21 protein-coding genes are annotated in these 24,916 nt (G+C 40.8%); 6 read left to right on the top strand and 15 right to left on the bottom strand.

Annotated elements, in window-relative coordinates:
* The gene (locus ACTJKG_RS08120; RefSeq protein WP_172334950.1) at window positions 1–969 is read right to left on the bottom strand and encodes a glycosyltransferase; all 969 of its coding nucleotides are present in this window, start codon (window positions 967–969) and stop codon (window positions 1–3) included.
* A gap of 93 nt (window positions 970–1,062) precedes the next feature.
* Window positions 1,063–2,013 (bottom strand): glycosyltransferase family 2 protein, encoded by a 951-nt coding sequence (locus tag ACTJKG_RS08115; protein ID WP_172334949.1) that lies wholly within the window; start codon window positions 2,011–2,013, stop codon window positions 1,063–1,065.
* A 223-nt stretch (window positions 2,014–2,236) separates the two neighbouring features.
* Here ACTJKG_RS08115 and ACTJKG_RS08110 point away from each other — a divergent pair, with 223 nt between their 5' ends.
* Together ACTJKG_RS08110 and ACTJKG_RS08105 are read left to right on the top strand one after the other, a co-directional pair.
* Window positions 2,237–4,840: a M1 family metallopeptidase gene (locus ACTJKG_RS08110; RefSeq protein WP_440738908.1), complete on the top strand. Its 2,604-nt coding sequence runs from the start codon at window positions 2,237–2,239 to the stop codon at window positions 4,838–4,840.
* 151 nt (window positions 4,841–4,991) lie between these two features.
* Complete coding sequence (locus ACTJKG_RS08105) at window positions 4,992–5,921, top strand: TonB family protein (protein ID WP_440738907.1); 930 nt, start codon at window positions 4,992–4,994, stop codon at window positions 5,919–5,921.
* Between the two features lie 248 nt (window positions 5,922–6,169).
* Here ACTJKG_RS08105 and ACTJKG_RS08100 read toward each other — a convergent pair whose 3' ends face one another.
* The gene (locus ACTJKG_RS08100; RefSeq protein WP_172334946.1) at window positions 6,170–7,678 is read right to left on the bottom strand and encodes a malate:quinone oxidoreductase; all 1,509 of its coding nucleotides are present in this window, start codon (window positions 7,676–7,678) and stop codon (window positions 6,170–6,172) included.
* A 339-nt stretch (window positions 7,679–8,017) separates the two neighbouring features.
* On the opposite strand from ACTJKG_RS08100, the gene ACTJKG_RS08095 reads away from it, so the two are divergent.
* A complete protein-coding gene (locus ACTJKG_RS08095) occupies window positions 8,018–8,482 on the top strand; it encodes a hypothetical protein (RefSeq protein ID WP_172334945.1) in 465 nt (154 codons plus the stop codon).
* 193 nt (window positions 8,483–8,675) lie between these two features.
* Here the strand turns inward: ACTJKG_RS08095 and ACTJKG_RS08090 are convergent, their stop codons facing one another.
* Complete coding sequence (locus tag ACTJKG_RS08090) at window positions 8,676–10,070, bottom strand: arginine decarboxylase (RefSeq protein ID WP_166094420.1); 1,395 nt, start codon at window positions 10,068–10,070, stop codon at window positions 8,676–8,678.
* Between the two features lie 210 nt (window positions 10,071–10,280).
* Between ACTJKG_RS08090 and ACTJKG_RS08085 the strand changes: the two genes are divergently transcribed.
* Complete coding sequence (locus tag ACTJKG_RS08085; protein WP_440738906.1) at window positions 10,281–10,991, top strand: hypothetical protein; 711 nt, start codon at window positions 10,281–10,283, stop codon at window positions 10,989–10,991.
* Window positions 10,992–11,050: 59 nt separating this feature from the next.
* On the opposite strand, the gene ctlX is transcribed toward ACTJKG_RS08085, so the two are convergent.
* A complete protein-coding gene (ctlX, locus tag ACTJKG_RS08080; RefSeq protein WP_440738905.1) occupies window positions 11,051–11,977 on the bottom strand; it encodes a citrulline utilization hydrolase CtlX in 927 nt (308 codons plus the stop codon).
* 101 nt (window positions 11,978–12,078) lie between these two features.
* Window positions 12,079–13,521, bottom strand: a complete 1,443-nt coding sequence (locus tag ACTJKG_RS08075) for an arginine deiminase family protein (RefSeq protein WP_440738904.1) — start codon at window positions 13,519–13,521, stop codon at window positions 12,079–12,081.
* Window positions 13,522–13,607: 86 nt separating this feature from the next.
* Here ACTJKG_RS08075 and argS point away from each other — a divergent pair, with 86 nt between their 5' ends.
* Window positions 13,608–15,374, top strand: a complete 1,767-nt coding sequence (gene argS / locus ACTJKG_RS08070) for an arginine--tRNA ligase (RefSeq protein ID WP_440738903.1) — start codon at window positions 13,608–13,610, stop codon at window positions 15,372–15,374.
* A gap of 86 nt (window positions 15,375–15,460) precedes the next feature.
* On the opposite strand, the gene ACTJKG_RS08065 is transcribed toward argS, so the two are convergent.
* The 6 genes from ACTJKG_RS08065 to ACTJKG_RS08040 form a co-directional block, all read right to left on the bottom strand.
* A complete protein-coding gene (locus ACTJKG_RS08065) occupies window positions 15,461–15,751 on the bottom strand; it encodes a YXWGXW repeat-containing protein (protein ID WP_172335321.1) in 291 nt (96 codons plus the stop codon).
* A gap of 52 nt (window positions 15,752–15,803) precedes the next feature.
* Window positions 15,804–16,709: a 3-hydroxyacyl-CoA dehydrogenase family protein gene (locus tag ACTJKG_RS08060; protein ID WP_440738902.1), complete on the bottom strand. Its 906-nt coding sequence runs from the start codon at window positions 16,707–16,709 to the stop codon at window positions 15,804–15,806.
* A 65-nt stretch (window positions 16,710–16,774) separates the two neighbouring features.
* The gene (bioD, locus tag ACTJKG_RS08055) at window positions 16,775–17,392 is read right to left on the bottom strand and encodes a dethiobiotin synthase (RefSeq protein WP_440738901.1); all 618 of its coding nucleotides are present in this window, start codon (window positions 17,390–17,392) and stop codon (window positions 16,775–16,777) included.
* A complete protein-coding gene (locus tag ACTJKG_RS08050; protein ID WP_172334940.1) occupies window positions 17,385–18,512 on the bottom strand; it encodes an aminotransferase class I/II-fold pyridoxal phosphate-dependent enzyme in 1,128 nt (375 codons plus the stop codon). The genes bioD and ACTJKG_RS08050 overlap by 8 nt, the downstream gene beginning before the upstream one ends.
* A gap of 58 nt (window positions 18,513–18,570) precedes the next feature.
* Window positions 18,571–18,945, bottom strand: a complete 375-nt coding sequence (locus ACTJKG_RS08045; RefSeq protein WP_172334939.1) for a hypothetical protein — start codon at window positions 18,943–18,945, stop codon at window positions 18,571–18,573.
* A 78-nt stretch (window positions 18,946–19,023) separates the two neighbouring features.
* Window positions 19,024–19,800 carry an XRE family transcriptional regulator gene (locus ACTJKG_RS08040; protein ID WP_172334938.1) on the bottom strand — a complete coding sequence of 259 codons (777 nt, stop codon included), beginning with the start codon at window positions 19,798–19,800 and terminating at the stop codon, window positions 19,024–19,026.
* 86 nt (window positions 19,801–19,886) lie between these two features.
* On the opposite strand from ACTJKG_RS08040, the gene ACTJKG_RS08035 reads away from it, so the two are divergent.
* Complete coding sequence (locus ACTJKG_RS08035) at window positions 19,887–20,243, top strand: GIY-YIG nuclease family protein (RefSeq protein ID WP_172334937.1); 357 nt, start codon at window positions 19,887–19,889, stop codon at window positions 20,241–20,243.
* On the opposite strand, the gene msrB is transcribed toward ACTJKG_RS08035, so the two are convergent.
* The 3 genes from msrB to ACTJKG_RS08020 form a co-directional block, all read right to left on the bottom strand.
* The gene (gene msrB / locus ACTJKG_RS08030) at window positions 20,233–20,709 is read right to left on the bottom strand and encodes a peptide-methionine (R)-S-oxide reductase MsrB (protein ID WP_172334936.1); all 477 of its coding nucleotides are present in this window, start codon (window positions 20,707–20,709) and stop codon (window positions 20,233–20,235) included. The genes ACTJKG_RS08035 and msrB overlap by 11 nt on opposite strands.
* Before the next feature lie 157 nt (window positions 20,710–20,866).
* Window positions 20,867–21,469, bottom strand: coding sequence for a fasciclin domain-containing protein (locus ACTJKG_RS08025; protein ID WP_172334935.1), 603 nt, complete (start codon window positions 21,467–21,469; stop codon window positions 20,867–20,869).
* A gap of 120 nt (window positions 21,470–21,589) precedes the next feature.
* On the bottom strand, window positions 21,590–24,805 hold the full coding sequence (locus ACTJKG_RS08020) for a tolB protein precursor (RefSeq protein WP_440738900.1): 3,216 nt from the start codon (window positions 24,803–24,805) through the stop codon (window positions 21,590–21,592).
* Between the last annotated feature and the right edge of the window lie 111 nt (window positions 24,806–24,916).

Here is a 24,916-nt window from a genome sequence, read left to right as displayed (position 1 = left end):
TTATGATCTGTTAAAAATTACACGCTTCCAAAAATCCTGCATAAATCCTAACCCGTAGGCAATAAGTTGGGTGAAGGCGGCTATAATGCTCAAAAATGCAATTTTTAATGATTTATTTTTCCACCAGGCATGAAAAAATATTAACAAAATGTAAACTGCTAATACCAGGTTACTCAATAGGGCTATTTGCCAACCTAACAGGTTAAAAATAAGCGTAAGTATAACCCCAATAGTAAATACCGCCGGAAAAAAGTGCACTGCTTTTAACTCCTTTGGAAAGAATTTATAAATATTGATACGGGCCCTGCCAAAAAAATGAAGCTGTTTATAAAACTGTGAAAAGTTGGTTCGCCGTTTATGATAAACTATAGCATCGGGTATCAAGCCTATTTTAAAGCCCAGCGAATGAATGCGGATACTGTATTCAATATCCTCGCCCAGGCGGGTAATGATAAATCCGCCTGCTTTTTCCCATACCTGGCGCGATATACCCATGTTAAAACTGCGCGGATGAAATTGTCCGATAGCTTTTTTATTGCCCCTTATACCGCCTGTTGTAAAAGGAGAGGTCATGGAGTAGCTGATAGCCTTTTGTGTGGGTGTAAATGAACTGTGTGCACCATCCGGGCCGCCGTAGGCATCCAGGTAGTTGGTGGTAAGTGAGTTATTTACAATTTCGAGATAATCAGCAGGGATCAGGCAGTCAGAATCAAAAATGATAAAGTAGTCGCCTTTGGCGCGCTCAAAACCAAAATTACGGGTAAAACCCTGACCTTCATTGAGCTTTTTGAAATAACGTAAGTTAAGCGAACCCATAAAACTGTTGGCTATGGCTTCGGCATCCTGAACAGAACCATCCTCTATCACCAAAACTTCAAAGTTCCTGTAGGTTTGCAACACCAGGGTTTCCAGCAGTTCTTTGATCTCCTGCGGGCGATTATATAAAGGAATGATGATGGAAAAAAACATGTTTTAAAATAGAGTCAAGAAACAAGAGCCAAGAATCAAGAAATAAGAATAAAAAATGTCCTGATTCTTGGCTCTTTATTCTTGTTTCTTCAATTATATTATCTCTTCTATCTGGTAATTATTGCGTTCGCTTGAGTTTCTGGAAACCAGCTCGGCAACAAAGCCGGTTAAAAATAATTGGGAACCTAAAATAATGGCTACTATAGCTATATAAAACCACGGATTATCAGTTGGTTGGCGTACAGTTATATTATGGGCCAAATTATATAGCTTTTCGCTGATGAGCCATATGGCAATGATCAATCCTGCAAAAAAGCTCAGTGTGCCCATAGTGCCAAAAAAGTGCATCGGGCGTTTGCCAAATTTACCTACAAAAAATATCGAGAGCAGATCCAGAAAACCATTAACAAAACGGCTCATGCCAAATTTGGTTTTACCGTATTTGCGTGCGCGATGCTCAACCACCTGTTCGCCTATTTTGGTAAAGCCAGCCCATTTGGCCAGTACGGGTATATAGCGGTGCATTTCGCCGTAAACCTCAATGTTTTTAACTACAGCTTTACGATAAGCTTTTAAGCCGCAGTTAAAATCATGCAGGTTATCAATACCACTCATTTTGCGGGTTGCCGCGTTAAATAGCTTGGTGGGGATGGTTTTACTCAGCGGATCATACCGTTTGGCTTTCCAGCCCGATACCAGATCATAGTTTTCTTCAGTAATGCGGCGGTACAGTTCCGGAATCTCATCGGGGCTATCCTGCAAATCGGCATCCATAGTGATAATCACATTGCCATTGGCGGCTTCAAAACCCGTATTCAACGCCGCCGATTTACCATAATTGCGCCTAAACTTAATGCCCTTTATAAAAGGGTTGTTCAGCTGCAGTTTCCTGATCATTTCCCATGAGCCATCTTTACTGCCATCATCAATTAGCACAATCTCGTAAGTAAAACGGTTTTCGTCCATTACCCGGCTTATCCATGAGGTTAGCTCTGGTAATGATTCTATTTCGTCATAAAGTGGTACTACTACTGATATATCCATTTATTAGGAATGTGATTCGGAGCGGCGGTTTTGCGTGCTCGCAATCATCCGCAAAAATATAAAAAATAGATAATGGTTACACACTGTTTTTAGGGAAGCATATTAGTCTTTAAGAAGCATGTAACAGTAATGATATGTTAAAATATGTTATAACGGCCCAATTGTCATAAGGGCATCATCATAATTTTGATATATTGGCGTTCATTTATGATAAATCACCTACATGAAGCCTTATAGCCTAACGCTTTGTATACTGCTGTGTGCCATAACCTTTAAAGGATATGCGCAAAATACCGACCAGCCTGCTGTAAAATACGATCAGCACAAAGTATTCAACCCTAATTTCTATCCCGAAAAAGGTAACGCGTTCAGGAACGCCGGTGGGGCACCGGGCTCCAAATACTGGCAAAATAAGGCAGATTATAAACTGAATGTTACTTTAGATACGCTGAAACATCGGATTGACGGTACCGCGCTGATCACCTATACCAATAACAGCCCCGATGCACTGGGTTTTTTGTGGCTGCAGGTAGAGCAAAATATTTACCGGGAAGATTCAAGGGCCGAAGCTACCAGCCCAATAACCGGCGGCCGGTTTAACAATCGTACTTATACCAAAGGCGATGAGATAAAAGCCATATTCATCACTAAAAATGGCAAAACCGAAAAAGCAGATTATCTGGTGACCGATACGCGTTTGCAAATAAAGCTGAAAGATTCTTTACGTGCCGATGGGAGTAAACTGCAGATCAGGATTGAGTATGGGTTTGATATTCCCCAATACGGAACTGATAGGATGGGGCGCCTGCTTACTAAAAATGGCTGGATATATGAATTGGCACAATGGTATCCCCGTATGGAAGTTTATGACGACGTGAGCGGATGGAATACCCTGCCATACCTTGGAGCCGGGGAGTTTTACCTGGAATATGGCAATTTTGATTATACAATTACAGCTCCGGCCAGTCTGTTAGTAGTGGGATCGGGCGAATTACTTAATCCCAACGAAGTATATTCCCCAACTACACTGAAACGTTTGGCCGAAGCCCGCAACAGCGATAAAACCATCATGATCAAAGACTCCGCAGATGTTTTGCGAAAAGATGATTATCCTAAAAAGCCAAATCTTACCTGGCACTTTCTATGCAAAAATGCGCGTGATGTGGCCTGGGCTGCTTCAAAAGCATTTATATGGGATGCAGCGCGCATTAATCTGTCTGGTGGGAAGAAAGCGCTGGCGCAGTCAGTTTATCCGATTGAAAGTAAGGGAAAGCAAGCCTGGAGCCGCTCAACCGAATATGTGAAAGGCGCTATTGAACTGTACTCCAGTCAGTGGTTTGAATATACTTATCCCGTAGCTACCAATGTGGCTGGTACCGTTGGCGGTATGGAATACCCGGGCATCGTTTTTTGTAGTTCCGAAAGTAAAAGTAGTGATCTATGGTCGGTAACGAATCATGAGTTCGGCCACAATTGGTTCCCAATGATCGTAGGGTCAAACGAGCGTAAATACGCCTGGATGGACGAAGGTTTTAATACGTTTTTAAATAATGTAGATACCAAAGTGTTTAACAATGGTGAATATTATGTGAAACCCGATGAACAAAAAACAGCTATAGAACAGTTTGGCCCCGATGCCGAGCCCATCATGACGATACCGGATGTTCTCCAGGATAATTTTTTAGGAGTAGCTGCTTATAGTAAACCGGCACTGGGACTTGCTATCCTGCGTGAACAGGTTCTGGGCGAGCAACGTTTTGATTATGCCTTTAAAACTTATATCAAACGCTGGGCATTTAAACATCCTACACCATGGGATTTTTTCCATACCATGGATAATGCCGCGGGAGAGGATCTGAGCTGGTTTTGGAACGAATGGTTTTTTACCACCTGGAAACTCGACCAGGGTATAAGGGATATTACTTATCCCGATGGCGACGCCTCCAAAGGAGCCCTGATCACCCTGGAAAACCTGGAAGAGATGGCCCTGCCCATAACCATACAGATCAAAGAAGAAAATGGTAAAACCGCCATAGTGAAACTCCCTGTCGAAATATGGCAGCGTGGCGGGCTTTGGACATTTCATTATAAATCGACCTCAAAGATTGTTTCGGCTGTGGTCGACCCTGATCATCTTTTGCCTGATATTAACCCCGAGAATAATTCATTCAGCGGTTTGCCTGTACCGGCCGGTACAACTGCTTCCAGTGTTATCAAAACGTATATTGACGCTATAGGCGGAACCGAAAAGTTAAAAAATATTAAAGATCTGCAAATATCGTCAACAGGTACCATTCAGGGATCCGAAGTGCAAATGGTTAGTCGGTACAGGGCACCCGATATGTATTTTCAGCAAATAACCGTGCCATCATACAATAATTTGGTTGTAACCCATGTTTTGGTAAACGGCGAGCGTGTGAGTGTACAACAGTTAAGTCGCGAAATACCGCTGGATGAAGCCGGTAAAAAGATAATAAAAGCCAAGAGCAAACCTTTCCCCGAACTTGAATATGAAAAGGGGGGCTACACGATGGAACTCGATTCCACGCTTAAAATAGTGAATGGCGATCTGGCTTATGAAATTGATATAAACCTGGCAGAAGGAACCCAGATCAGGAATTTTTATAATCAGAAAACCGGTTTGAAGATAAAGCAGGTGGTTGAAGGCTCCGTAAACTCGGTAATTGAATTTGGCGATTATGAGGGCATCAACGGCGGCATCCGTATACCCTTCCTTATCAAAACTACCCTGCTGGGCCAATCAGCCGAATTTAAGGTGAAGGAAACTGCTGTAAATAGCGGTATGACTGCAGGGGGCTTTCAGTAGAAATGGCTCTTTAATTTGATAGCTCCTTTTTGTATATTTCAGTTTTAATACTATAGCCGGAGCCATGCGCAGTTTTTTCTACCTTCTTGTGATTATATTCATTTTTTGCACCGAAAAGGCAAGCGCCCAACGCGATACAGATTGGGTATACATGAAAAATGTTGGGTGGAATAATAACGTAGAAAGATCGGTAATGGCAGAAAATAAAGACAGCGCTGATTTTATACGCATGATCACCTCTCCTGATACAAATATTGACAGGAGCCTTTACCCCATAAATGATTTTTACCTAAATGGAAAATTAAAGCGAAGGGCGCTATCAACGGTTCAGATAGCTGCTTATGCCGTTTTTCAGGGTCCCTGCCTGGAATATTATCCAGATGGACAAAAAAAAATGATCTGTAATTTTGAAAATGGTCATCTGGAAGGCGCTGCCATTACCTATTACCCTAATGGTAAAATGTATATTTCCGGTAGTTATCACCAGGACACTTTTACATTCAATGGATGTAGTGATTCTACAGGAATGGTATTGGCCGAAGATGGAAATGGTAAATGGATCAAATACAGTAGTGATTTTAAACAAATTATTGAGCAGGGTTTTGTAAACGACGGCTTGAAGGAAGGTAACTGGACTGGTCGTTTAAATGATAGTGTGGATTACCGATGCACCTATTTGAGGGGGAATTTAACTTCGGGAACGAGCTTTGTTAAAAACGGACATCAATACGAATTCAAAGCAACAGAAGTTATTCCAGAATTTGAGGGTGGGATTGACGCATTTGGACATTTTTTAACCAGGAATGTAAGGTATCCACAATACGCCAGAGAACATAAAATACAAGGTAGGGTAATCATAACATTTGTAGTAGAAAAAGACGGCTCCCTTCAGGGTATTAAAGTTGCTAGGGGAGTAGAGAAAAGCCTTGATGATGAGGCTGTCAGAGTTATTAAAATGTGCCCCAAATGGTCGCCCGCCTATTTCTATGGAATCCCGGTAAGGGTTCAATACTCGGTGCCGATTAACTTTACTGTTGACAAAGGAAATCAAAATCACAGGGCTTTTAACAAGTTAAACTAAACCAAGCCAAATGTTTTACTTGTGCCGGCCCTGGTAATCTGAAATCTCTCGCAGAATACCCTGAGGTATTAAGCTTGGCTAGCCTCCTCATGATTCCTTTGAAGGCCCCCAAAGTGGGTTTACATGTAAACCCACTTTTTGATAATAAAATTTATATAACTATTTGATTGATAATTATTTATAACAATGTAAACCATAAAAAGTGTAAACCATGTAAACCCACTTTTTTTACAAAATGGTATGCCTGGTTAGGGAATCTGTCCTAATCCTAATACCCGGCTCGTTCTGGCCCGGGTAACTTCGCTCAGCGCTTCATCATTAGCTAATGACTGTCCGTATGAGGGTATCATCTCTTTTAGTTTTTGTTGCCACTCATCGGTTTTAATATGATTCTTAAAACAGCGTTCTATCAGATGTATCATGATAGGTACCGAAGTTGACGCACCCGGTGATGCTCCTAATAAGGCCGATATACTGCCATCGGCAGAGGTTACTACTTCGGTTCCAAATTCAAGTACACCGCCATGTTGAGCGTCTTTTTTAATTACCTGTACACGCTGACCGGCTATGTCCAGGTCCCATTCGTTGGCTTTGGCTGTGGGCATGTACTCCTGAAGGGCTTTTAAACGGTCGGCAGGCGATTGTAATACCTGGCTGATAAGATATTTGGTTAGCGGCCAGTTGTCGCGCCCTACGGCAAGTAAAGGCCATATGTTATTTAACTTGATAGAGCAGAAAAGATCAAGCAATGAACCTTTCTTCAGGAAGCGTGTAGAAAATCCCGCGTACGGGCCAAAAAGTAATTCTCTTTTACCATTGATAACCCGGGTATCCAGGTGCGGTACAGACATTGGCGGCGATCCTACAGATGCTTTACCATATACTTTGGCTTCATGGCGGGCAACAACATCCGGGTTGTTACATACCAGCCATTGTCCGCTTACCGGGAAGCCGCCAAAGCCCTTGCTTTCGGCAATGCCCGATTTTTGCAGCAGGGGCAAAGCGCCGCCTCCGGCGCCAACAAACACAAAGCTGGAGGTTAGTTTTCTTTTTTGCCCTGTTGTTTTATCTTTTACGGTTATTTGCCAGCTATTATCCTGATTGCGTTTAATGTTGCGCACATCGTGGTTCAGACTTAGCGAAACCCCATTTTTTTGTTTAAGCTGATTAAGCAGGCTGCTGGTTAAGCTGCCAAAGTTTACATCGGTACCTAAACCCATAAATGTGGCCGAAACTTTTTCGTTCTCGTCACGTCCTTCCATCACCAGTGGGATCCATTGCTGAAGCTGTGCTTTATCTTCAGAATACAGCATCCCCTTAAAAAAATGGTGTTTGGTCAGTGCTTCCTGGCGTTTTTTAAGATAGCTTACGTTTTCGGGCCCCCAAACAAAGCTCATGTGAGGTACCTTACGAATAAAACTTTCCGGCGATTGGATGTATTTTTGTTCGATGAGGTATGACCAGAACTCTTTGGAGATCTCAAATTGCTCGGCAATTTTAATGGCTTTTTTTATTTCGACTGTTCCGTCGGGTAACTCAGGGGTATAATTCAACTCGCAAAAGGCGGAGTGACCGGTGCCCGCATTATTCATCGGGGCCGAGCTTTCGGCAGCTATAACATCAAGTCGTTCAAAAATTTCAATAGTTAAATCGGGTTGCAGTTCTTTAAGCATTACCCCCAGTGTTGCGCTCATGATACCCGCGCCAATTAAAACTACGTCAACCTTTGTTTCTGAAACTTTATCGCTATTAGCCATCTTTTTTATAATACCTGTAGGGGTATGCTCGAGTTAAATTATACCAGGTATAACCCGGTTTTTTAAAAATTGTTGTGATGATTAAGTCCTGCAGGCATGTTTAGCAGCAAGGGAAAATTAAATCAGACAATTTTAAGAAATTTTTATAAAAAACAGGGCCTGTTCATGTCCATTAAATGCAATAAATAACTTGTTTAAATTAAAATGGCAAGGTTTTACAGCTTTTGGCCAATGTTGTTTACATCGGGTTAACACAAAAAGCTTCCGTTGCTGTATATACAATAAATAACTGACGGATCCGGCATGAGGATATTAATATGGAATACTTGTTTTTGTATAATGATGATAGCACTATCTGCTTGCGAACACGCCAAACCAAAACCAATAATTACGAAGGCTATGGTGCTGGTGGAGGGGAAAAAGGATAGGGCAATCGATAATCCTCAAAAACAACATGGGACTTCTACGGTGACAGCTCCTTGTGTAAAGTGCTTGCTGCAAGTGATACAGACCAGCAAAAGTTATAAACAAAACACAGCATCGATATCATCGCAAAATATAAGTTATACGGTTAACTGGATCAGGTCGGTACCAGCCGAATCCGCTGGTAAATCAAATATGACAGATGGCCTGAGAATAGATGTGCGAAAAAATGAAGACGGAGAAGAACATAATTTATGTTCCTATGTCTACAATGATCAAAGCGGCGCACTGTACCAGCTCAATAATGAAGGTAAATATCAACAAGCCATATCAGATATAACACCCGATATATTGAAAAAGATCAGAAACAGTTGCTATTAGTGAGTAGTGAGTAGTGAGTAGTGAGTAGTGAGTAGTGAAAAATCGCCCGTCAATTTAATCAAAAACGGGGATAACACTTTAATTCGGAAAATCGTAATTCAGATAAAGTTATCAATGGTCAAAAAAATAGCGATGGATTTAGATCCATCGCTATAGTTAAAAACATATTTAATGTTGTGCTAACTGCCAGCTGTTAGGTAGTATAGCCCAGAATTTTCAGTACTTGTTTGCTGTTTTGCTCTTCGCCAAATACCTCAAAGTTGAATGTTTCATCGCGGTTGCGGCGAATGATCACGTGTTTGGGCGAAGGGAGTAAGCAATGGTGTATACCACCATATCCGCTTAATACCTCCTGGTAAGCACCTGTGTTAAAAAAGCCCAGGTATTGTACTTTACGGGTTTTAGGCATAAAAACACTGTTCATGTGGGCTTCCTGGTTGTAATAATCCTGGCCATCGCAGGTAATACCACCAAGGTTTACACGCTCATATTCCGAATCCCAGTTGTTAATAGGCAACAGGATATATTTTTGATTCAGGGCCCAAACATCGGGTAAATTGGTGATGAATGAACCATCCAGCATCAACCATCTTTCGCGGTCGTTTTGTTGCTTCCGGCCTAATACTTTATATAGAATGCCCGAAGCTTCTGCCACGGTGTATTTGCCAAATTCGGTAATAATATCGGGTTCAACGGTATCGTTATCAGCACAGATCTCTTTGATACGGCTTACGATCTCATTGATCATATACTCGTAATCAAAATCAAATACCAGCGAATCTTTGAATGGCATACCACCACCAATGTCCAGTGTATCCAGGTGTGGATTCACTTTTTTGAACTTGCAATAAAGGGTTACGTATTTCTCCAATTCGTTCCAGTAGTATGGAGTATCAGAGATACCGGAATTGATAAAGAAATGTAACAGTTTTACCTGGAAATTAGGATTTTCTTCGATCTTGTTATGATAAAAGTCGATCACATCTTCCATACGTACGCCTAAACGTGAGGTATAAAACTGGGAGTCGGGTTGCTCTTCAGCTGCTATACGGATACCCAGGTTACAAGGGGTATCCATTTCAATCTCATCATCGTACAGATTAAACTCTTCCTTATTATCCAGTACCGGAATGATGTTTTTAAATCCATCATGCAGCATGTCGATAATATAGGTTTTATATTGAAAAGTTTTAAACCCGTTGCATATTACGGTGATATCTTTAGTTACCGCTCCTTTTTTCTCCAGGGCATCGATCATCGGCATATCAAAAGCTGATGATGTTTCCAGGTGGATCTCGTTTTTCAACGCTTCTTCCACAATGTGCCTGAAATGTGAACTCTTGGTACAATAACAGTATTTGTAACTGCCGCGGTAATTGTTTTTGATGATAGCTTGCTGAAACAACAACTTAGCCTGTTGTATTTTCTTGGTTATCATGGGCAGATAAGTAAAACGTAGCGGTGTGCCATACGTTTCGATCATCTCCATTAAATTAAGGTCTTGAAAGTATAGTTCATCGTCGATGATCTCAAAACCATCCTGCGGGAAACCTACACTCAAATCAAGAAATTCCTGGTAACTCTGCATCCTTAAAAAATTTGGGGCAAAAATGTGATTTTTAAACGGAATTAACGGCTAATTGTTGGGATAATTTTTATAGTTTAAATGTAATGTTTTAGTTAAGTTCAGTTATTGAGCTTTAAGCTTAATATTTTAAGAGCAAAAAATTGATAATCAGTTTATTTGAATTTAATGATAAGTTGGTTAAATTAGTTGTGCAACCAAACTTTATCCCATATGTTCAACCTGCCACTACCAACTGATAGCCTGTATAAATTCGCTTTTATGTTTGGGTTATTATTAATTGTTTTTTCAATCTATTATAATGATAAACATTCAAATACTTATAACAGTGGTTCAACTGCATATCGCATAGATTCTCTCCAAACAATTAAGCGGGGAATTAAATATGTTCGATATAAAGACTCCGTTAAATTCATTGAAATAAAAGAGAAGTTTAACGAAAATAGGGATAGCACGAATGTTCTGGCAAAAATTTCAGTCAATATAGCTGCGTTCAAACAATATAAAATTCAATCGAAAGCAGAACAAGATCAATTTGAGGGCTTTTTTAATGAATTTGACAATAACTCCAATGGTATCGTATCTCAGGTTGAAAAAGCATTAAAAAAGTTAGAATCTCAAATCAAAGAAGTGAATAGCGCAAGGATATACTATATAGATAACGCTATAAAATTTTACGAGAAAAAGCTCGCAAAGGAATTTTGGATTTCTTTAACATTAACCGCAGCTGGGATATTCCTGTTTGTGACAGGAGGAATGTTTTGGTATTTTAAAGTGCAAATGATACAGGACGAGCTATTGAAATTACAATTAAAAGAAACTCGTATAAAAACGGCGGAGATAGCGAGAGATAAAACCAGTTATAATCGCAAACATTTTGAGCCTCAAATTTTACCACGAACTCCATTAAGGCACCGTTTATAAATTAAAAAAATGTTTGTTGTTTTACGATGCAATTAATTCGGTAGTTAAAAATATTTCAATTATTCCGCAACAGGCAAATGCACCTCGGCCATCATGCAACGGGCACTGCCACCTCCATTGGTCTCAATAGTATTGATATCAGCATAAACCAGTTTGCCATATTTTTGCAGTGTGCTTTTTTGTTCTTCAAAAAGCGCTTCAAACGCGTTTTTCGACATCACTATCAACGTTTCATCAGTCTTGTTTTTTACCTCCAGCATATTGCCTGCAAAGCGGTTCATCTGTTCAAATGATATTTCAATAATTTCTTTTTGGGTTGATCGCAGTGATTCCAGAACTTCTATCTTTTCATGCGGATTAGGAATACTATCAGTACAAATAACCACGTATTTACTACCCACACACATCAATACATTCGTATGGTAAATGGCTTTTCCATGTTCGTCAACTGCATCAAAACTAACGGCCCTATATTCTGCCTGTTCACAAAACAACCCAAATACTTCTTTATCTGTACGGGGAGAAAGGCAGGCATAAGCGATTTTGTTTTCCCTGTCGAGCACCATGCTGCCTGTGCCTTCCAGGAATTTATTTTCATCCTCAAAACGACTTAAATCTATTACGTGATTTATCTTGAAACGATCTTCCAGTTTGCTAATGATATCTTCCCTGCGCTCCAACCGGCGATTCTCGGCCTGCATCGGGTATAAAAATACCTGACCATCGGCATGAAAAGATACCCAGTTATTCGGGAAGATAGAATCAGGTGTATGCGGTTGGGGAGTATCATCAATTACAGTAACTTTTACCCCATTTTCTCGTAGTACTTTTACAAAGCCGTCAAACTCGGTTAGCGCTTTATCCTGAACAGCCTGCTGATCTGCTTCACGGTTCTGAAACGCATTACTTCCCGCCGTTTGTTCGTTAAAGCCGAAACTTACCGGCCTGATCATTAATATATTATTGGTTGATTGATTGTTGATCATTTTATTTAAATTTTTGTCTGAATCAGAATTTACAGAATTAGGAAATTAACAGAATTATTATGGTATTCTTCTGTAAATCCTTTAATTCTGTAAATTCTGATTCAGACAATTTTATCCCTTAAAAGCGGCATGCTCATGCAATGGAAACCACCACGGGCCCTTGAAAGTTCTGCCGATGGCATTAAAATTAAAGTGTTGGTCAGTTTTTGCGGATCAAGCTCGCCCGACTCAAATTTCTGCAGCAGATCGTTCACCCGGATCACATCAAATCCATTTTGTTTAAAAGCCTCAACTGTTTTATCATTACGGTCGTACCCTAAAACCACACCTTCTTTTATAGCCAGCAGGTTGCAGGAATCTGTCCATTGTTCGCGTGCATCAAACGGAAAAGTGTTATTGCCCGAATAAATGAACTTTGTTTTATTATCGCTTTTGAGATCATTTTCACTGATATCGGCTAACAGATCTTCAATGCAAGCAAATAATCTTGGCTTTTCATCTTTTTCAAACTGTACAATTTCTGGCCGCTCCTTTTGTTTTTTATCAGCAAACCAGGACATAGGTTCCTGTTCTTCGATAGGAGCTTCGGCCACCGCCAGTGAGCGCAGCAATACCCAGGTGTCGCGTCGAACCTGTGTAAAAACCGTATCAATATGCATGTAATCGCGTTTGTGAGGGATTTTTACAATGGTTACTTTCTTAACTACATCGTTATCAAACAAGAGTTTAATGGCCTCATTGGCACCGCTGATAGAAGTGCGTTCGCTGCAACCGATAACCAGGTGCTGCGGACTTACCATCATCACATCACCACCTTCAAGTGTTGTTTTTTCGAGATTGTCTTCGCCGGGGCGTAAAAAGTGCTGGGCGGTTTCTGGTATCTCCAAAATGTTGTTGCGGTATTCGGCAAATAATGGGTGATTAAAAAATATGTATCGCGCCAGTAACGTTTCGCGGAAACGGGCCTTTTTTGCAGGCTTATTCAACAGCATATGATTGTTGATGGCTATGCCAATATCCCTTGAAAAAATAAGGTTAGGTATAGGGGCAAAGATCATCTCTTCGGTACTTAACGAACCTGATATGAAAATTTTGGATAGTTCAATAGGGTCGGTATCTATTAGTTGCTGCTGCAAACGATAATTGCAGCTTTCAATAGCGCAAACCGATGCTACCAGTTTTTCGCGGATATCGGCTTGTTTTAAAATATCAGCCAGTAAAGTTTGTATCTCAATTACTTTTCCCGAAGCATGAAAGCCAGGGTTATCAGGTTTAAAAAACGTGCGCTCGGTATCATTATCAACTTGGTGCAGTTTTCCTTTAATCTTATCCTGATCTAAGAAATAAAGCAACAGTTTTACGTAATAATCATATTCGTTTTTACGCATGGTGTCCAGGTGCACAATGTCTTCAAAAAGCCAGTCCTGAGCTTTTGACGGTACTACTTTACCCAGGCCGCTATCGGGGCTATGGATGAGTAGGGTGCGGAGCGTTCCTATTTCGGAGGTTACATCTATTTTAAAATCGTTGTTTTTAAGTGTCATAAATAGGTATGAGAAGAGCAAATCTATTGAGAATAATCAACATTTTATTATAACAAGGATATTAGCAATTTAATTAATTTTGCCGAATGGATTTTATCATTGAGGCGGCTGTTAAAGCAATAAAACAACTATATCAAACAGATGTAGCCCCGGCTGCTATAAGTTTACAGGAAACCCGGAAAGAATTTGAAGGGCAAATAACCATAGTTACATTCCCTTTTACTAAATTTTCGCGTAAAGGGCCCGAACAAACCGGCGCCGAGATAGGTGAGTATCTTAAAAATGAAGTAAAGGAGATTGCCTCATTCAATGTGATCAAAGGTTTTCTGAATATTTCTGTAACTGACGAGTATTGGATAGGACAATTATATAACCGCATACTACCTGACGATTTTGCTGTTGCAAAGCCCAACGGACAAAAGGTAATGGTGGAATACTCATCACCAAACACCAACAAGCCACTACACCTGGGCCATATTCGTAATAACCTTTTAGGTTATTCAGTAGCGCAGATATTGGGCGCTGCTGGATACGAAGTAGTAAAAGCAAACCTGGTGAATGATCGTGGTATTCACATCTGTAAATCCATGTTGGCCTGGCAAATGTTTGGCAATGGCGAAACTCCGGAATCATCGGGTATGAAGGGCGACCATTTGGTGGGTAAATACTATGTGCTTTTTGATAAGGCCTATAAAACCCAGATTGAAGAGCTGAAAGCCGAAGGCCAAAGTGAAGACGAGGCCAAAAAGAATGCCCCTGTTATAAAAGAAGCCCAGCAAATGCTTCAAAAATGGGAGGCTGGTGATAGTGAGGTGATCAACCTGTGGAAAACCATGAATGGTTGGGTATATGCCGGTTTCGCGGAAACCTATAAACAACTGGGTGTTGATTTTGACAAATATTACTACGAATCAAATACTTATCTTTTAGGGAAAGACATTATAGAAGAGGGGCTTGAAAAAGGTGTTTTCTTCAAAAAAACCGATGGTTCCGTTTGGATAGATCTAACGTCCGATGGACTCGATGAGAAACTGGTACTACGGTCAGACGGTACATCGGTTTATATCACCCAGGATTTGGGTACAGCCCAGTTAAAATATAACGACTTCCATATGGATAAATCTATCTACGTGGTTGGTAACGAACAGGACTATCACTTTAAAGTGCTATTCCTCATATTGCGTAAATTAGGCAAAGCCGGGGCAGATGGTTTGTTTCACCTGTCATACGGCATGGTCGATCTGCCATCGGGAAAAATGAAGTCTCGTGAAGGTACCGTAGTTGATGCCGATGACCTGATGGCCGAAATGGAAGCTACCGCTAAAGAACAAACCGAGGCTATGGGTAAAGTTGATGGTTTTAGCGAGGCTGATAAATTGCAGCTGTATCATACTATCGGCATGGGTGCGCTCAAATATTTTCTGCTCAAGGTTGATCCGAAGAAGCGCTTGCTGTTTGACCCCAATGAATCTGTCGATTTTCAGGGGCACACCGGGCCATTTATTCAATATACACACGCCCGTATCAAATCGGTACTGAGCAGGGCAAATTATGAGGTGAATACCAAAATTGAGGTAACTGAACTTGCCGGCGTGGAACGTGACTTGATTGTGCTGCTAAATCAGTTTCCTGATGTGATCAATACAGCGGCTAATGATTATAGTCCAGCAGTTATAGCCAACTATGTTTATGAATTGGCTAAGGTGTACAATAAATTTTATCATGAAAAATCGATTATCCAAGCTGAGGACGAGATATCAAAGCAGTTCCGCTTGCAGTTATCGGCATCATCGGCCAAAGTGATTAGCAAGGCCATGAACCTGTTGGGTATTGACGTACCCGAGCGGATGTAGTTTGATGTGTAAATGTGCGGGTATGCAGATGTGCAAATGAGTAAACGATTATTTACCCATCATTTGCACATCTACATATTTGTAGCTTATCTCCAATATCCTCTGTGCCATGCATAGCCACGATGAACCGGGTGCCAATATCCCTGCACATAAACACGACCAGGACGCGGGTGAACATAGTAGCCGTTAATATAAGCATATCTTCCGCCGCGCCATGCCCATTCACCGGGCACCCAATATGCCCCGGCATATGGAGCTACAGGACGTACATAAACGGGTTCGACCGGACGTTCTGCAACATAATAATCGGCAGCACAAGAGCTGAATAAAGTGCCTGTTAAAGCTAATAATAATCCTATTTTCAATATCTTTTTCATCTGTAAAATGGTTTAATTAGAAATATTTACAGATTATAGACCATTGGAATAATTATAGGTTTAATGAATTTTTGGTGAATTTGTCGGCTATAATCAATTCCTTACTGCCGGCTGTATACTTGTAAAAACCGCTACCCGATTTTGCACCCAGATGGCCTGCAGTTACCATGTTCATCAGCAAGGGGCATGGCGCGTATTTCTGATTGCCAAAACCAGTATACAGTACTTTTAGAATGGCGAGGCAAACATCAAGGCCAATAAAATCAGCCAATTGTAAGGGCCCCATTGGGTGGGCCATACCCAACTTCATTACGGTGTCAATCTCTTCAACCCCGGCAACTCCTTCATACAGCGTATAAATAGCTTCGTTAATCATCGGCATTAGGATGCGGTTGGCTACAAATCCTGGGTAGTCATTTACCTCAACCGGATCTTTACCCAAAGCTTTGGATAGCTGCATCACAGTTTGTGTAACCTCATCGGTGGTGGCGTAGCCTCTGATCACCTCTACTAGCTTCATTATCGGTACCGGGTTCATAAAGTGCATACCGATCACATTGCCCGGATTTTTGGTAACCGCGGCAATTTGTGTAATGGATATGGATGATGTATTGGAGGCAAGAATCACTTTATCACTACAAATATTACTGAGCTGTTTAAATAGCTCCAGTTTGATTTCCTGATTTTCGGTAGCAGCCTCTATTACAAGATCCGCATTTGCAGCTCCAGATGGCAGGTCAGTAAAGGTTTTGATACGACCAAGCGTGTCGGTTTTTAACTGTTCGTTAATGGTTCCTTTTTTTAATTGACGATCAAGGTTATTGGTGATAGTTTGTACAGCCTTATTCAAAGCTTCTGCATTAATATCAACTAATGACACTTTAAAGCCATGTTGGGCAAAAGTGTGCGCTATGCCATTGCCCATTGTTCCTGAGCCTATTACGGTAATATTTTTCATCGTATGTGCTTATATCCTAAAAACTAAGTTGGTGCAAATTATTTGTTTGGCAAAATATTGTCTTATTATAAAGTGATATAAGTTCCCGCTTCAATAATTGCTTTGGGATTGATGTTATCAAAAGAGGGTACATGCCCCAGCTCTGTTACCCCGGAATAATTGAGGATGAATGTTTTTGAGTAAATGTCCTTATCACCATTAAATACGATGCCCATTACCGGTATATCGTATTGTTTAAGCATACTAAGTGATAGCAATGTATGGTTGATACTACCCAGGTAATTTTGTGATACCAGTATTACCCGTGCTTTTAATTGTTTGATGAGGTCAACAATCAGTATATTATCATTCAATGGTACCATCAGGCCGCCCGCCCCTTCAATGACTAATTGGTTATTGGTTTGTGGCGGAGCGATATTTTGAATGTTTATTACTATTTTATCAATAGCTGCCGATTTGTGCGGTGAAAAGGGCTGTGTTAGCCGGTAAGCTTCGGGATAGAAACGCGTAGCTTTGTTGGATACAAGATTTTGTACCTTTAGTGTATCGCTGTTATCCAGATCGCCAGATTGTATAGGTTTCCAGTAGTCGGCCTTTAATTTTTCTGTTATGATAGCCGAAATAATAGTTTTACCAACTCCGGTGCCTATACCAGTAATGAATATGGGTTGTTTATCAGACATTTATAAACTGATTAATAATGGTGGCAAGTTTGTTTATCTCATCGGCTGTATTAAACGAGTGCAGACATATCCTTACCCTTTCTGTTCCGGCCGCAACGGTGGGGCTTAGTATAGCTCTTACATCAAATCCTTTATTTTGTAAAATGTTTGCCATGTCACGGGCTTTGTTGTTACTTTTTAATACGATACATTGAACAGGACTGTCGCTGTTCAATAATAAGTATAAGCTTTCGAGGCTGATCTGTTCTTTAAATAATTTGATGTTGTTTTTGAGAGTGGAAATCTCCTGTTCTGCACCATTTAATAACTGGTATGCCATTTTTACCGCCGCCAGCTGATGAAAGGAAGCCGCCGTGGTATAAATAAAAGAACGAGCAAAGTTGACGAGGTATTGTCTTAATGTATCGCTGCCTAATACAATTGCCCCATGACTGCCCAGTGCTTTGCCAAATGTAGCCAACGATGCGAAGACCCTGTTTTGCAAGCCGAGGTCAGCTATCAGGCCTTTAGGATATAGACCAACTGCATGAGCTTCATCAACAATTAAATGAGCGCCATATTTTTCGGTGATATTCAATATATCCAATAGTGGGGGAGTGTCTCCGTCCATGGAGTAAACACTTTCTATTACAACATAACAATTTCCTTTAGCCAGTTTTAGTTTGGCCTCCAGGCTTTCAATATCATTATGTTTGAAACTATAACGATTGGCGTAGCTTAGCCGGGCGCCATCAATAGCCGAGGCGTGAATCAATTCATCCAAAATAATAGTATCACCCCGTTGAGCTAGTGATGATAGCAGACCAATGTTAGCATCATATCCCGAATTGAAAAGAAGACCCGCCGCATACTGATGATGCGCGGCAATGCTTTTTTCCAGATCTTCAGCATATTTTAAGTTACCTGATAATAACCGCGATCCGGTTGATCCGTTTAAACTACGTGGGTGATTTTGTATTTCCTGATCAATACTGTTTTTTAAAACGGCAGATCGGGCAAAACCAAGATAATCATTAGAACAGAAGTCAAGAAGCTCGTTCTCGGACTTTAATGTCCGGTAAATACCCGATGATTGCCTTTCGTCAAGTTTACTTTTAAGATATATTTCTGCCGCCGTCAAATGAAAATGATTTGTGCAAAAATAAAAAAAGCGGCTTAGTGCCGCTTTTTATTATCAATTAATTTTGCGAGCTGCCTCCGCCGCCGCCTTGTCTCATTCTGCCCATTCTTTCTTTCATCCAGGCATCATAAGCTGTAGCTTGTTCCGGAGTTAAAACAGCTTTAACTTTGTCGTTGGTAGCTTTCATCATCGGCATCATGGCGCTTCTCATGGCATCCCTGTCACCGTTTGCGGCGGTTCTTACACTGTCCATTTTGGTAGCCTGCTCTTTATATATAGCTGTTATTTTAGTGGTTTGATCGTCACTGAGTTTTAGCTGTGTTTGCAGGTCTTTAGCTCTTTCTTCCGGACTTTTTCGCATGCCACCACCTTGCGCGTGGCTTACCGCTGAAATTCCCATCAGGAAACAGCACATTAACAATAATTTTTTCATAGCTTTTTTAAATTTATTTACGTTTTTATAATCTTAGGATAAAGATATATCGTAATGGTTTAAATAAGCCGATGTAACTTAATTGTTGCTTTGTTGCAAATTGGATATAGAGCGCTGCATTTGGGCCATCATGGCAGTAAGACTTTCCATAGTAGGCTCCGGTGTTGGTTGTGGTAGCTGGGTAGAAATGTAGCCTTTTGCTTTCCATATCTCCAGCACGTCATCTCCATTTATTTCATAAGGTTCATAAACGGGGTTATCAGATATTAGCTTGAGCTTTTTATTTTCCTTAAATTTATTGCCGATGCGTTTATATACTACGCCATCGTTTTTGGATATCACAACATAAGTTTCACCACTTTTAATATCGGCCCAATTTTCCAGGTACTCACCTATAATAATATCACCAGATAATATAGGTAACATGGAATCGCCTTTGATTTCGAAAGCTCGGTAAGTGCCTTGCTTAAACATAGGCAGATAAAATTTAGGTAATTGAGATACATATTCCGGATCGGCGTAGCCATTCAAATAACCAGCGCTTGCTTTTAGCGGTACCATTTCAATATTTTCGTTATCCTCTTTATCAACAGAGATACTTAATATACGCAGGTTGGCCGGATTGCCTTTAGGCTTAGGAGCCCATTTTTCATCGATGGTTTCATTAATAAAGTCATCAATGGTAACGTCAAAAAATATTGCTAAAGTTTTTAGTAGTTCGTATTTTGGTTCGGCTCTTTCTTCTTCATATGCGCCTACTAATGAACGTTTTATACCTAACTGATCGGCAAATTGTTGCTGGGTTAAACCCTTCTTTTTGCGGAGAAACTTAATATTTTGTGAAATTATTGACATAAAATTTGCATTTGCTAAAATTATTAGTAATTTTATGCTCATAAAGTTAGTAATAAATATTGGTTCACCAAAATTTTTATCATAAAATGAAACGTTTTGTATATATCATCACCGACAGAAACAGGAAAAATCTTCACGTTGGTTTATGCTCAGATCTTGTAAAAACACTGCAATTTTACAGCGATATGCCTACCTTATTTTTCGACAGTGCGCAGCAGCTTAACCGTTTGGTTTATTTTGAAGAGATCAATACTGAAGAACAAGCTATGGAACGTTTCAAAGTAGTAAGCACTTACACACGGCCTCAAAAAGAAAAAATGATCAGACCTGTTAACCCCGACTGGGTAGATCTGACCATTGGTTTAAAATATGAAAATGGTTTACGCGTACGCCCGCAATTGCGTCCGTCTGTAAATGCTAATCGCCGGGCGGTTACTTTTTAATAAATTTTAATGCCCCTGAATTCATGCAATATCTTTTGCCGCCACGATCTGCAGGACCGTCATCAAAAACATGACCCAGGTGTAAACCTGTACTTTTTTCAATAACCTCGTCGCGGCTCATGCCATAGCTGTCATCATGTACAATGGCAACTTTTTTGGGGTCGACAGGTTTAACAAAGCTTGGCCACCCTGTACCGCTGTCAAACTTATCATCGGAGCTAAATAATATCTCTCCGGTGGCGGCGCTTACATAAACGCCTTTTTGATGATTGTTCCAGTAATCGTTTTGGTAGGGAGGTTCTGTTCCGCTTTCAACCATGATGTGGTATTGGTTGGATGTTAGCGTTTTTTTCCACTCTGCTGCTGGTTTGCTCAACTTTCTTTTGGTATCCTGTCCACTGCTGTTCTGACAGCCAAATGCCGTTACAACCAATAATATCGCTATTGCTAAAACTAACCTTTTCATTTCTAAGTATTTAATTCATATAAATAAAACAATGAGCCATCACTCATCGTACCTCTGTACGTTTAGTCGTTATTAACAACTAAACCTTACAATTCATTATATCTTAAATACGCAGTACTCATTCGGGCAGATTGTCAGCCGTCTGTATTATTAATTATTATACAGCCTTAGGCTTGGGTAGCAATACCTTATTGATGATATGTACCACACCGTTACTTTGGGCAATATCAAACCGACTGATGATACATTGGCCACCGGTTTCATCCTCTAAAACGATGTTATTATTAGCGTCCACTTTCGCAATTAGTTTGCCTCCACTAATAGTAGTTAAAGTGGTTGCCCCTTTATGCTTATGGATTTGTTTATGTAATTCTTTAGCGCTCAATTTCCCGGCGACAGCATGGTATGCAATGAGGTGGGTTAATTCCCAAACATGTGAGGGTTTTAAAAGCGTATCGAGTTTGCCAGTAGGTAAACTTTCAAATGCTTCATTAGCGGGCACAAATATGGTGATTGGGCCTTTACTTTTATAGGTATCGGCTAAATTGGCCGAATTAACAAATTGATAAAATATGGACAGGTCTTTATCTGCAGCTATATTTTGTACAATATCGTTGGCGGGTTGCATGCTGTTGCCTGCCATGCTTTTCATTGAACCTGAGGCTGGAACATTACTAACCGGATCGGTATCAGCTGTCTGGGCGAGTACGGCGAAACCACACATTATCAGAACCAAACTCAATAACAGTATTTTTTTCATATCAGGTTGCAAATATAAACAGATATTATTTCATAACTATTTGGAGTCGTTTAGGTTTTAAATAAAAAAAAGCGGCTTTAGCGCCGCTTTTGCTTTTATTGCTTTTATATGATCATTATCCTACCATCCGGGTGTAAAGCCTATACCAAATAATGGCTTTTTAACATCCGTACGGTTAAACGGAACGGCCAGGTAGGGCTCCAATACAAAAGCTCCAAATACATTGATCCTTAGTGATATACCTGCGCTTAGTGCCGGAACCCGGCCATACACTGGTTCGGTAACCGGTTGCCCGTTCACTACAGAAGGTGTACCATCATCATTAAGTACCGGTTTTTCGCCTATTACTGGTGGATTTTTCTGAAAATAAATATGGTCGCCGGCGTTCCAGGCTAAGCCCGCATCGAAAAATAAGTTGAGATCGGTAAACAGGAATTTTGATTTGATCTGGGCCAATTTTTCCGGACCTGTAAAAGGTAAACGTACCTCGAAATTGAACACTGCTATGCGGCTTCCTGATAACTGATCAATGGTGAAGCCATTAGTTCCTGCTTTCCCGTTGTTGTAGAAAGTTTGCCCTTCGTAACCGCGTATATAAAACGGATAACCTACATATAATGGATAAAGCCCGGTGGCATCGCCGCCGAAGCGACCGTAACCATAAAATCTGGCAGCAAAGGTAACCGGTTCAACCCGTACATATTTTCGCAGATCGATAGTTGGCGCGAAGAAATGGTAAGTGCCGAAGTTGTATTCAGCTTCCAGGCGATACCTGAATCCATTGAGCGGCGCGGTTACACCAAAGAAGGAATTATCACCCACTAAAGCTGTGGATACCTGGAATAAAGAGTATGATTTTAAGCTGGTGCCAATTAATTTACTTTCGTCATCATTGGATACCTTTTTCTTGTCAGATGTTAAATAATTTGTGGTGATGGTTTTGCTTTTATCAGCATTTACAGTAGTATCCAGGGCATAATAATCGCTGTAACGATCAACCCGGTAGGTGTTATATGATGCGCCGGCACCAACTTCAAAACGTGTGGTTTTTGAAATAGGATAGGAGGTAAACACCCTGGCTGCATCCTCAAAGTTGCGGATGATGTCGATATTGTCTGACAGCACGGTTTCGTTTTTGCCGCTCACACTTTTTGTAGGGAAAGTTCTGGTTTGGACACCAAATTGGTAAGGGATATGTGATATACCAAAGCCAAGGTTCCAGCGGCCGGTTTGGTTTACATAAGTTATAGCCGCTCCCGAATCATAGATTTGCCCGTTAACCGAGGCCGCTGCGAATATCTGGTTACGACCCAATATATCACTAAATACTCCCTGTATGCCACTTGATAAACTTGTGCCGTAAAAACTACTTACGCCAATGCCAATACCACTACCTGCTAAATAATCAAGCTTAAATTTGGGTTTGTAGGCGATGTTGACAACTGAATCGGCAGGGATCTTTTTATAGGCCAGGTAATTATTCAGATTAGAGTTGATCAGATCGACGCCAACAGCGCGCGCCGGTGGCAATATACCTGCACTAAAGTTTACATCGGTGGCCTGCAAAGTAGCGGGTTTAAAGTCGGAAGCTTTGGCATTATAGATAGCATATTTTTGGGCCCGATAGTAAGAGTAAACTATATCATCGTGACTGGAGATACTTAACGCCGGCGAATACTCGGTGATACCACAGATGCCAGTAAACAGATCGGTCATTTGCTCAATTTTGCCGTTGCTGAGGGTATAACGGTACATATTGCGGAAACCATCGCGGTTGGATAAAAAATAGATCTGTGAGCCGTCGGCAGAGTATTGTGGGTTGAGGTTATTGGAGCCGTTGAATATTTTGATGTCAGTTATCTTTCCGGTTGCAATATCAAGTTCGGCCAGGTTAAAGGGGATATCCTGCTCTAAGGATTGGTCATAAGTGGTTCTATCACTCGAGAAAATGATCTTTTTACCATCTCTGGAATAGCTTGGTTGGTAATCGGAATATTTATCGTTGGTTAATTGGGTAACCTTTTTAGTATCAAAATTATAAGAGTACAAATCGCCCTGACCTTCGGATAAGCCTTGGAAAACAATATCCTTTCCGGTAGGCGACCAGGATAGATTACTGAACTGCTCTGCTTTTTCCATCGACACGTCATTGAGCGTATTACCGTTGGCTACGTCAACCACGATCATACGATTTCGGCCCTTGCTGAATACGCTAAAGGCAAAACGCTTCCCATCAGGCGACCATGCACCTGCCGACTCAATAAAGTTAAACTCGTCAATATGCGTGTTGGATACCTTGCTCGTGAGCTTTCGTAAGATGCGTCCCGTGTGTGCATCGGCGAGATAAAGGTCAATAGAGAACAAACTTTTAGCCGATAGGAAAGCCACGTAATTGCCATCCGGGCTCACTGCCGGTGCCACCACCAGGTCGCCACCGGTTTTGCTGTCCACCAGTTTAAGGCCTACGGGTTTTTGAACCGTATCTTTTAAAAAAGGTTTATAGGTGTTTTCTATCGATGTTTTCCAAAGGCGCGATAAAGTCTTGTCGTCATATCCAAAGGTGCGCCTGATGCCATAATTAAGACCGTAGCGGGCCGTATTTTTAAAGAATGGTACAATTACCGTATCACCATAGGTTGAGCCGAGGAACGACCAGAAAGCCTCGCCATAGCGGTATGGGAAATACTTATTGCTTTCTGTAAGGTCACGTACCGAGGGTATATCATGGTTAAGGTAGGCATCACGCATCCACATAGCCGTGTACGAATCTTTTTTACCCAGTGAAAGATACTCGGCCATACCCTCGATCATCCATAGTGGAATGTTGTTGATCTCCTCAAAATTATCGCCCTCGCCACCTTGCAGTGCCCGGTATTGAAAAGCGTGCACCAACTCGTGCCCGATAACGTGGCGGGTAGTTTGATTAGTTTCCATCACCGGCATCACTACCCGGTTTTTTAAGCCTTCGGTAACACCTCCGGTACCCACACCAATTTCGCCGTCGATGGCTGTAGTTTGCTGGAAATCGGGGTGATTGGCATATAAAATGATGGGGTTGGCGGTCTTAAATGTGTCTTTAAATACCTGCTGATGTAAAGTATACCACAACTCACTTTCTTGGGCAAATCGCTTTACCATACTATCATTTTTTAGGTAATAGTAAATTTCAAAATGCGGAGTTTTGTAAACATTAAACTTTAGGTTTTTATAACGAACCTTATTTTGCCCGAAATACTGGGCATAGGCACCCGTACTTATCAATAAAGAACCTATAAAACAAAGGAATATAAACGTGAGCTTTTGGGCCTTATTTGATAAGGAGTAGTGTTTATTCATAACTTAACTAAATAGATATTGCTAATTTAATGAAAAGCATCAAGACTCAAGATATTAGAATCAAGAGTCAAGATGGGTGCAAAACAGTTCATTATAAAAGTACTTTTATAA

Origin of the sequence: Mucilaginibacter sp. 22184, assembly GCF_052045695.1 — a bacterium.
Classification (GTDB): Bacteria; Bacteroidota; Bacteroidia; order Sphingobacteriales; family Sphingobacteriaceae; genus Mucilaginibacter.
This window is presented reverse-complemented; position numbering and strand designations above follow the sequence as displayed.

Coding starts and splice junctions, on each gene's coding strand:
- ACTJKG_RS08115 (WP_172334949.1), bottom strand. CDS start 2,013: ATGGATATATCAGTAGTAGTACCACTTTATGACGAAATAGAATCATTA.
- bioD (WP_440738901.1), bottom strand. CDS start 17,392: ATGTCTGATAAACAACCCATATTCATTACTGGTATAGGCACCGGAGTT.
- ACTJKG_RS08065 (WP_172335321.1), bottom strand. CDS start 15,751: ATGAAAAAGATATTGAAAATAGGATTATTATTAGCTTTAACAGGCACT.
- ACTJKG_RS08060 (WP_440738902.1), bottom strand. CDS start 16,709: ATGAAAAATATTACCGTAATAGGCTCAGGAACAATGGGCAATGGCATA.
- ACTJKG_RS08085 (WP_440738906.1), top strand. CDS start 10,281: ATGTTCAACCTGCCACTACCAACTGATAGCCTGTATAAATTCGCTTTT.
- ACTJKG_RS08035 (WP_172334937.1), top strand. CDS start 19,887: ATGAAACGTTTTGTATATATCATCACCGACAGAAACAGGAAAAATCTT.
- ACTJKG_RS08100 (WP_172334946.1), bottom strand. CDS start 7,678: ATGGCTAATAGCGATAAAGTTTCAGAAACAAAGGTTGACGTAGTTTTA.
- ACTJKG_RS08105 (WP_440738907.1), top strand. CDS start 4,992: ATGAAAAATGTTGGGTGGAATAATAACGTAGAAAGATCGGTAATGGCA.
- ACTJKG_RS08025 (WP_172334935.1), bottom strand. CDS start 21,469: ATGAAAAAAATACTGTTATTGAGTTTGGTTCTGATAATGTGTGGTTTC.
- ACTJKG_RS08110 (WP_440738908.1), top strand. CDS start 2,237: ATGAAGCCTTATAGCCTAACGCTTTGTATACTGCTGTGTGCCATAACC.
- ACTJKG_RS08095 (WP_172334945.1), top strand. CDS start 8,018: ATGATGATAGCACTATCTGCTTGCGAACACGCCAAACCAAAACCAATA.
- ACTJKG_RS08120 (WP_172334950.1), bottom strand. CDS start 969: ATGTTTTTTTCCATCATCATTCCTTTATATAATCGCCCGCAGGAGATC.
- ACTJKG_RS08040 (WP_172334938.1), bottom strand. CDS start 19,800: ATGTCAATAATTTCACAAAATATTAAGTTTCTCCGCAAAAAGAAGGGT.
- ctlX (WP_440738905.1), bottom strand. CDS start 11,977: ATGATCAACAATCAATCAACCAATAATATATTAATGATCAGGCCGGTA.
- ACTJKG_RS08020 (WP_440738900.1), bottom strand. CDS start 24,805: ATGAATAAACACTACTCCTTATCAAATAAGGCCCAAAAGCTCACGTTT.
- ACTJKG_RS08075 (WP_440738904.1), bottom strand. CDS start 13,521: ATGACACTTAAAAACAACGATTTTAAAATAGATGTAACCTCCGAAATA.
- ACTJKG_RS08045 (WP_172334939.1), bottom strand. CDS start 18,945: ATGAAAAAATTATTGTTAATGTGCTGTTTCCTGATGGGAATTTCAGCG.
- msrB (WP_172334936.1), bottom strand. CDS start 20,709: ATGAAAAGGTTAGTTTTAGCAATAGCGATATTATTGGTTGTAACGGCA.
- ACTJKG_RS08090 (WP_166094420.1), bottom strand. CDS start 10,070: ATGCAGAGTTACCAGGAATTTCTTGATTTGAGTGTAGGTTTCCCGCAG.
- argS (WP_440738903.1), top strand. CDS start 13,608: ATGGATTTTATCATTGAGGCGGCTGTTAAAGCAATAAAACAACTATAT.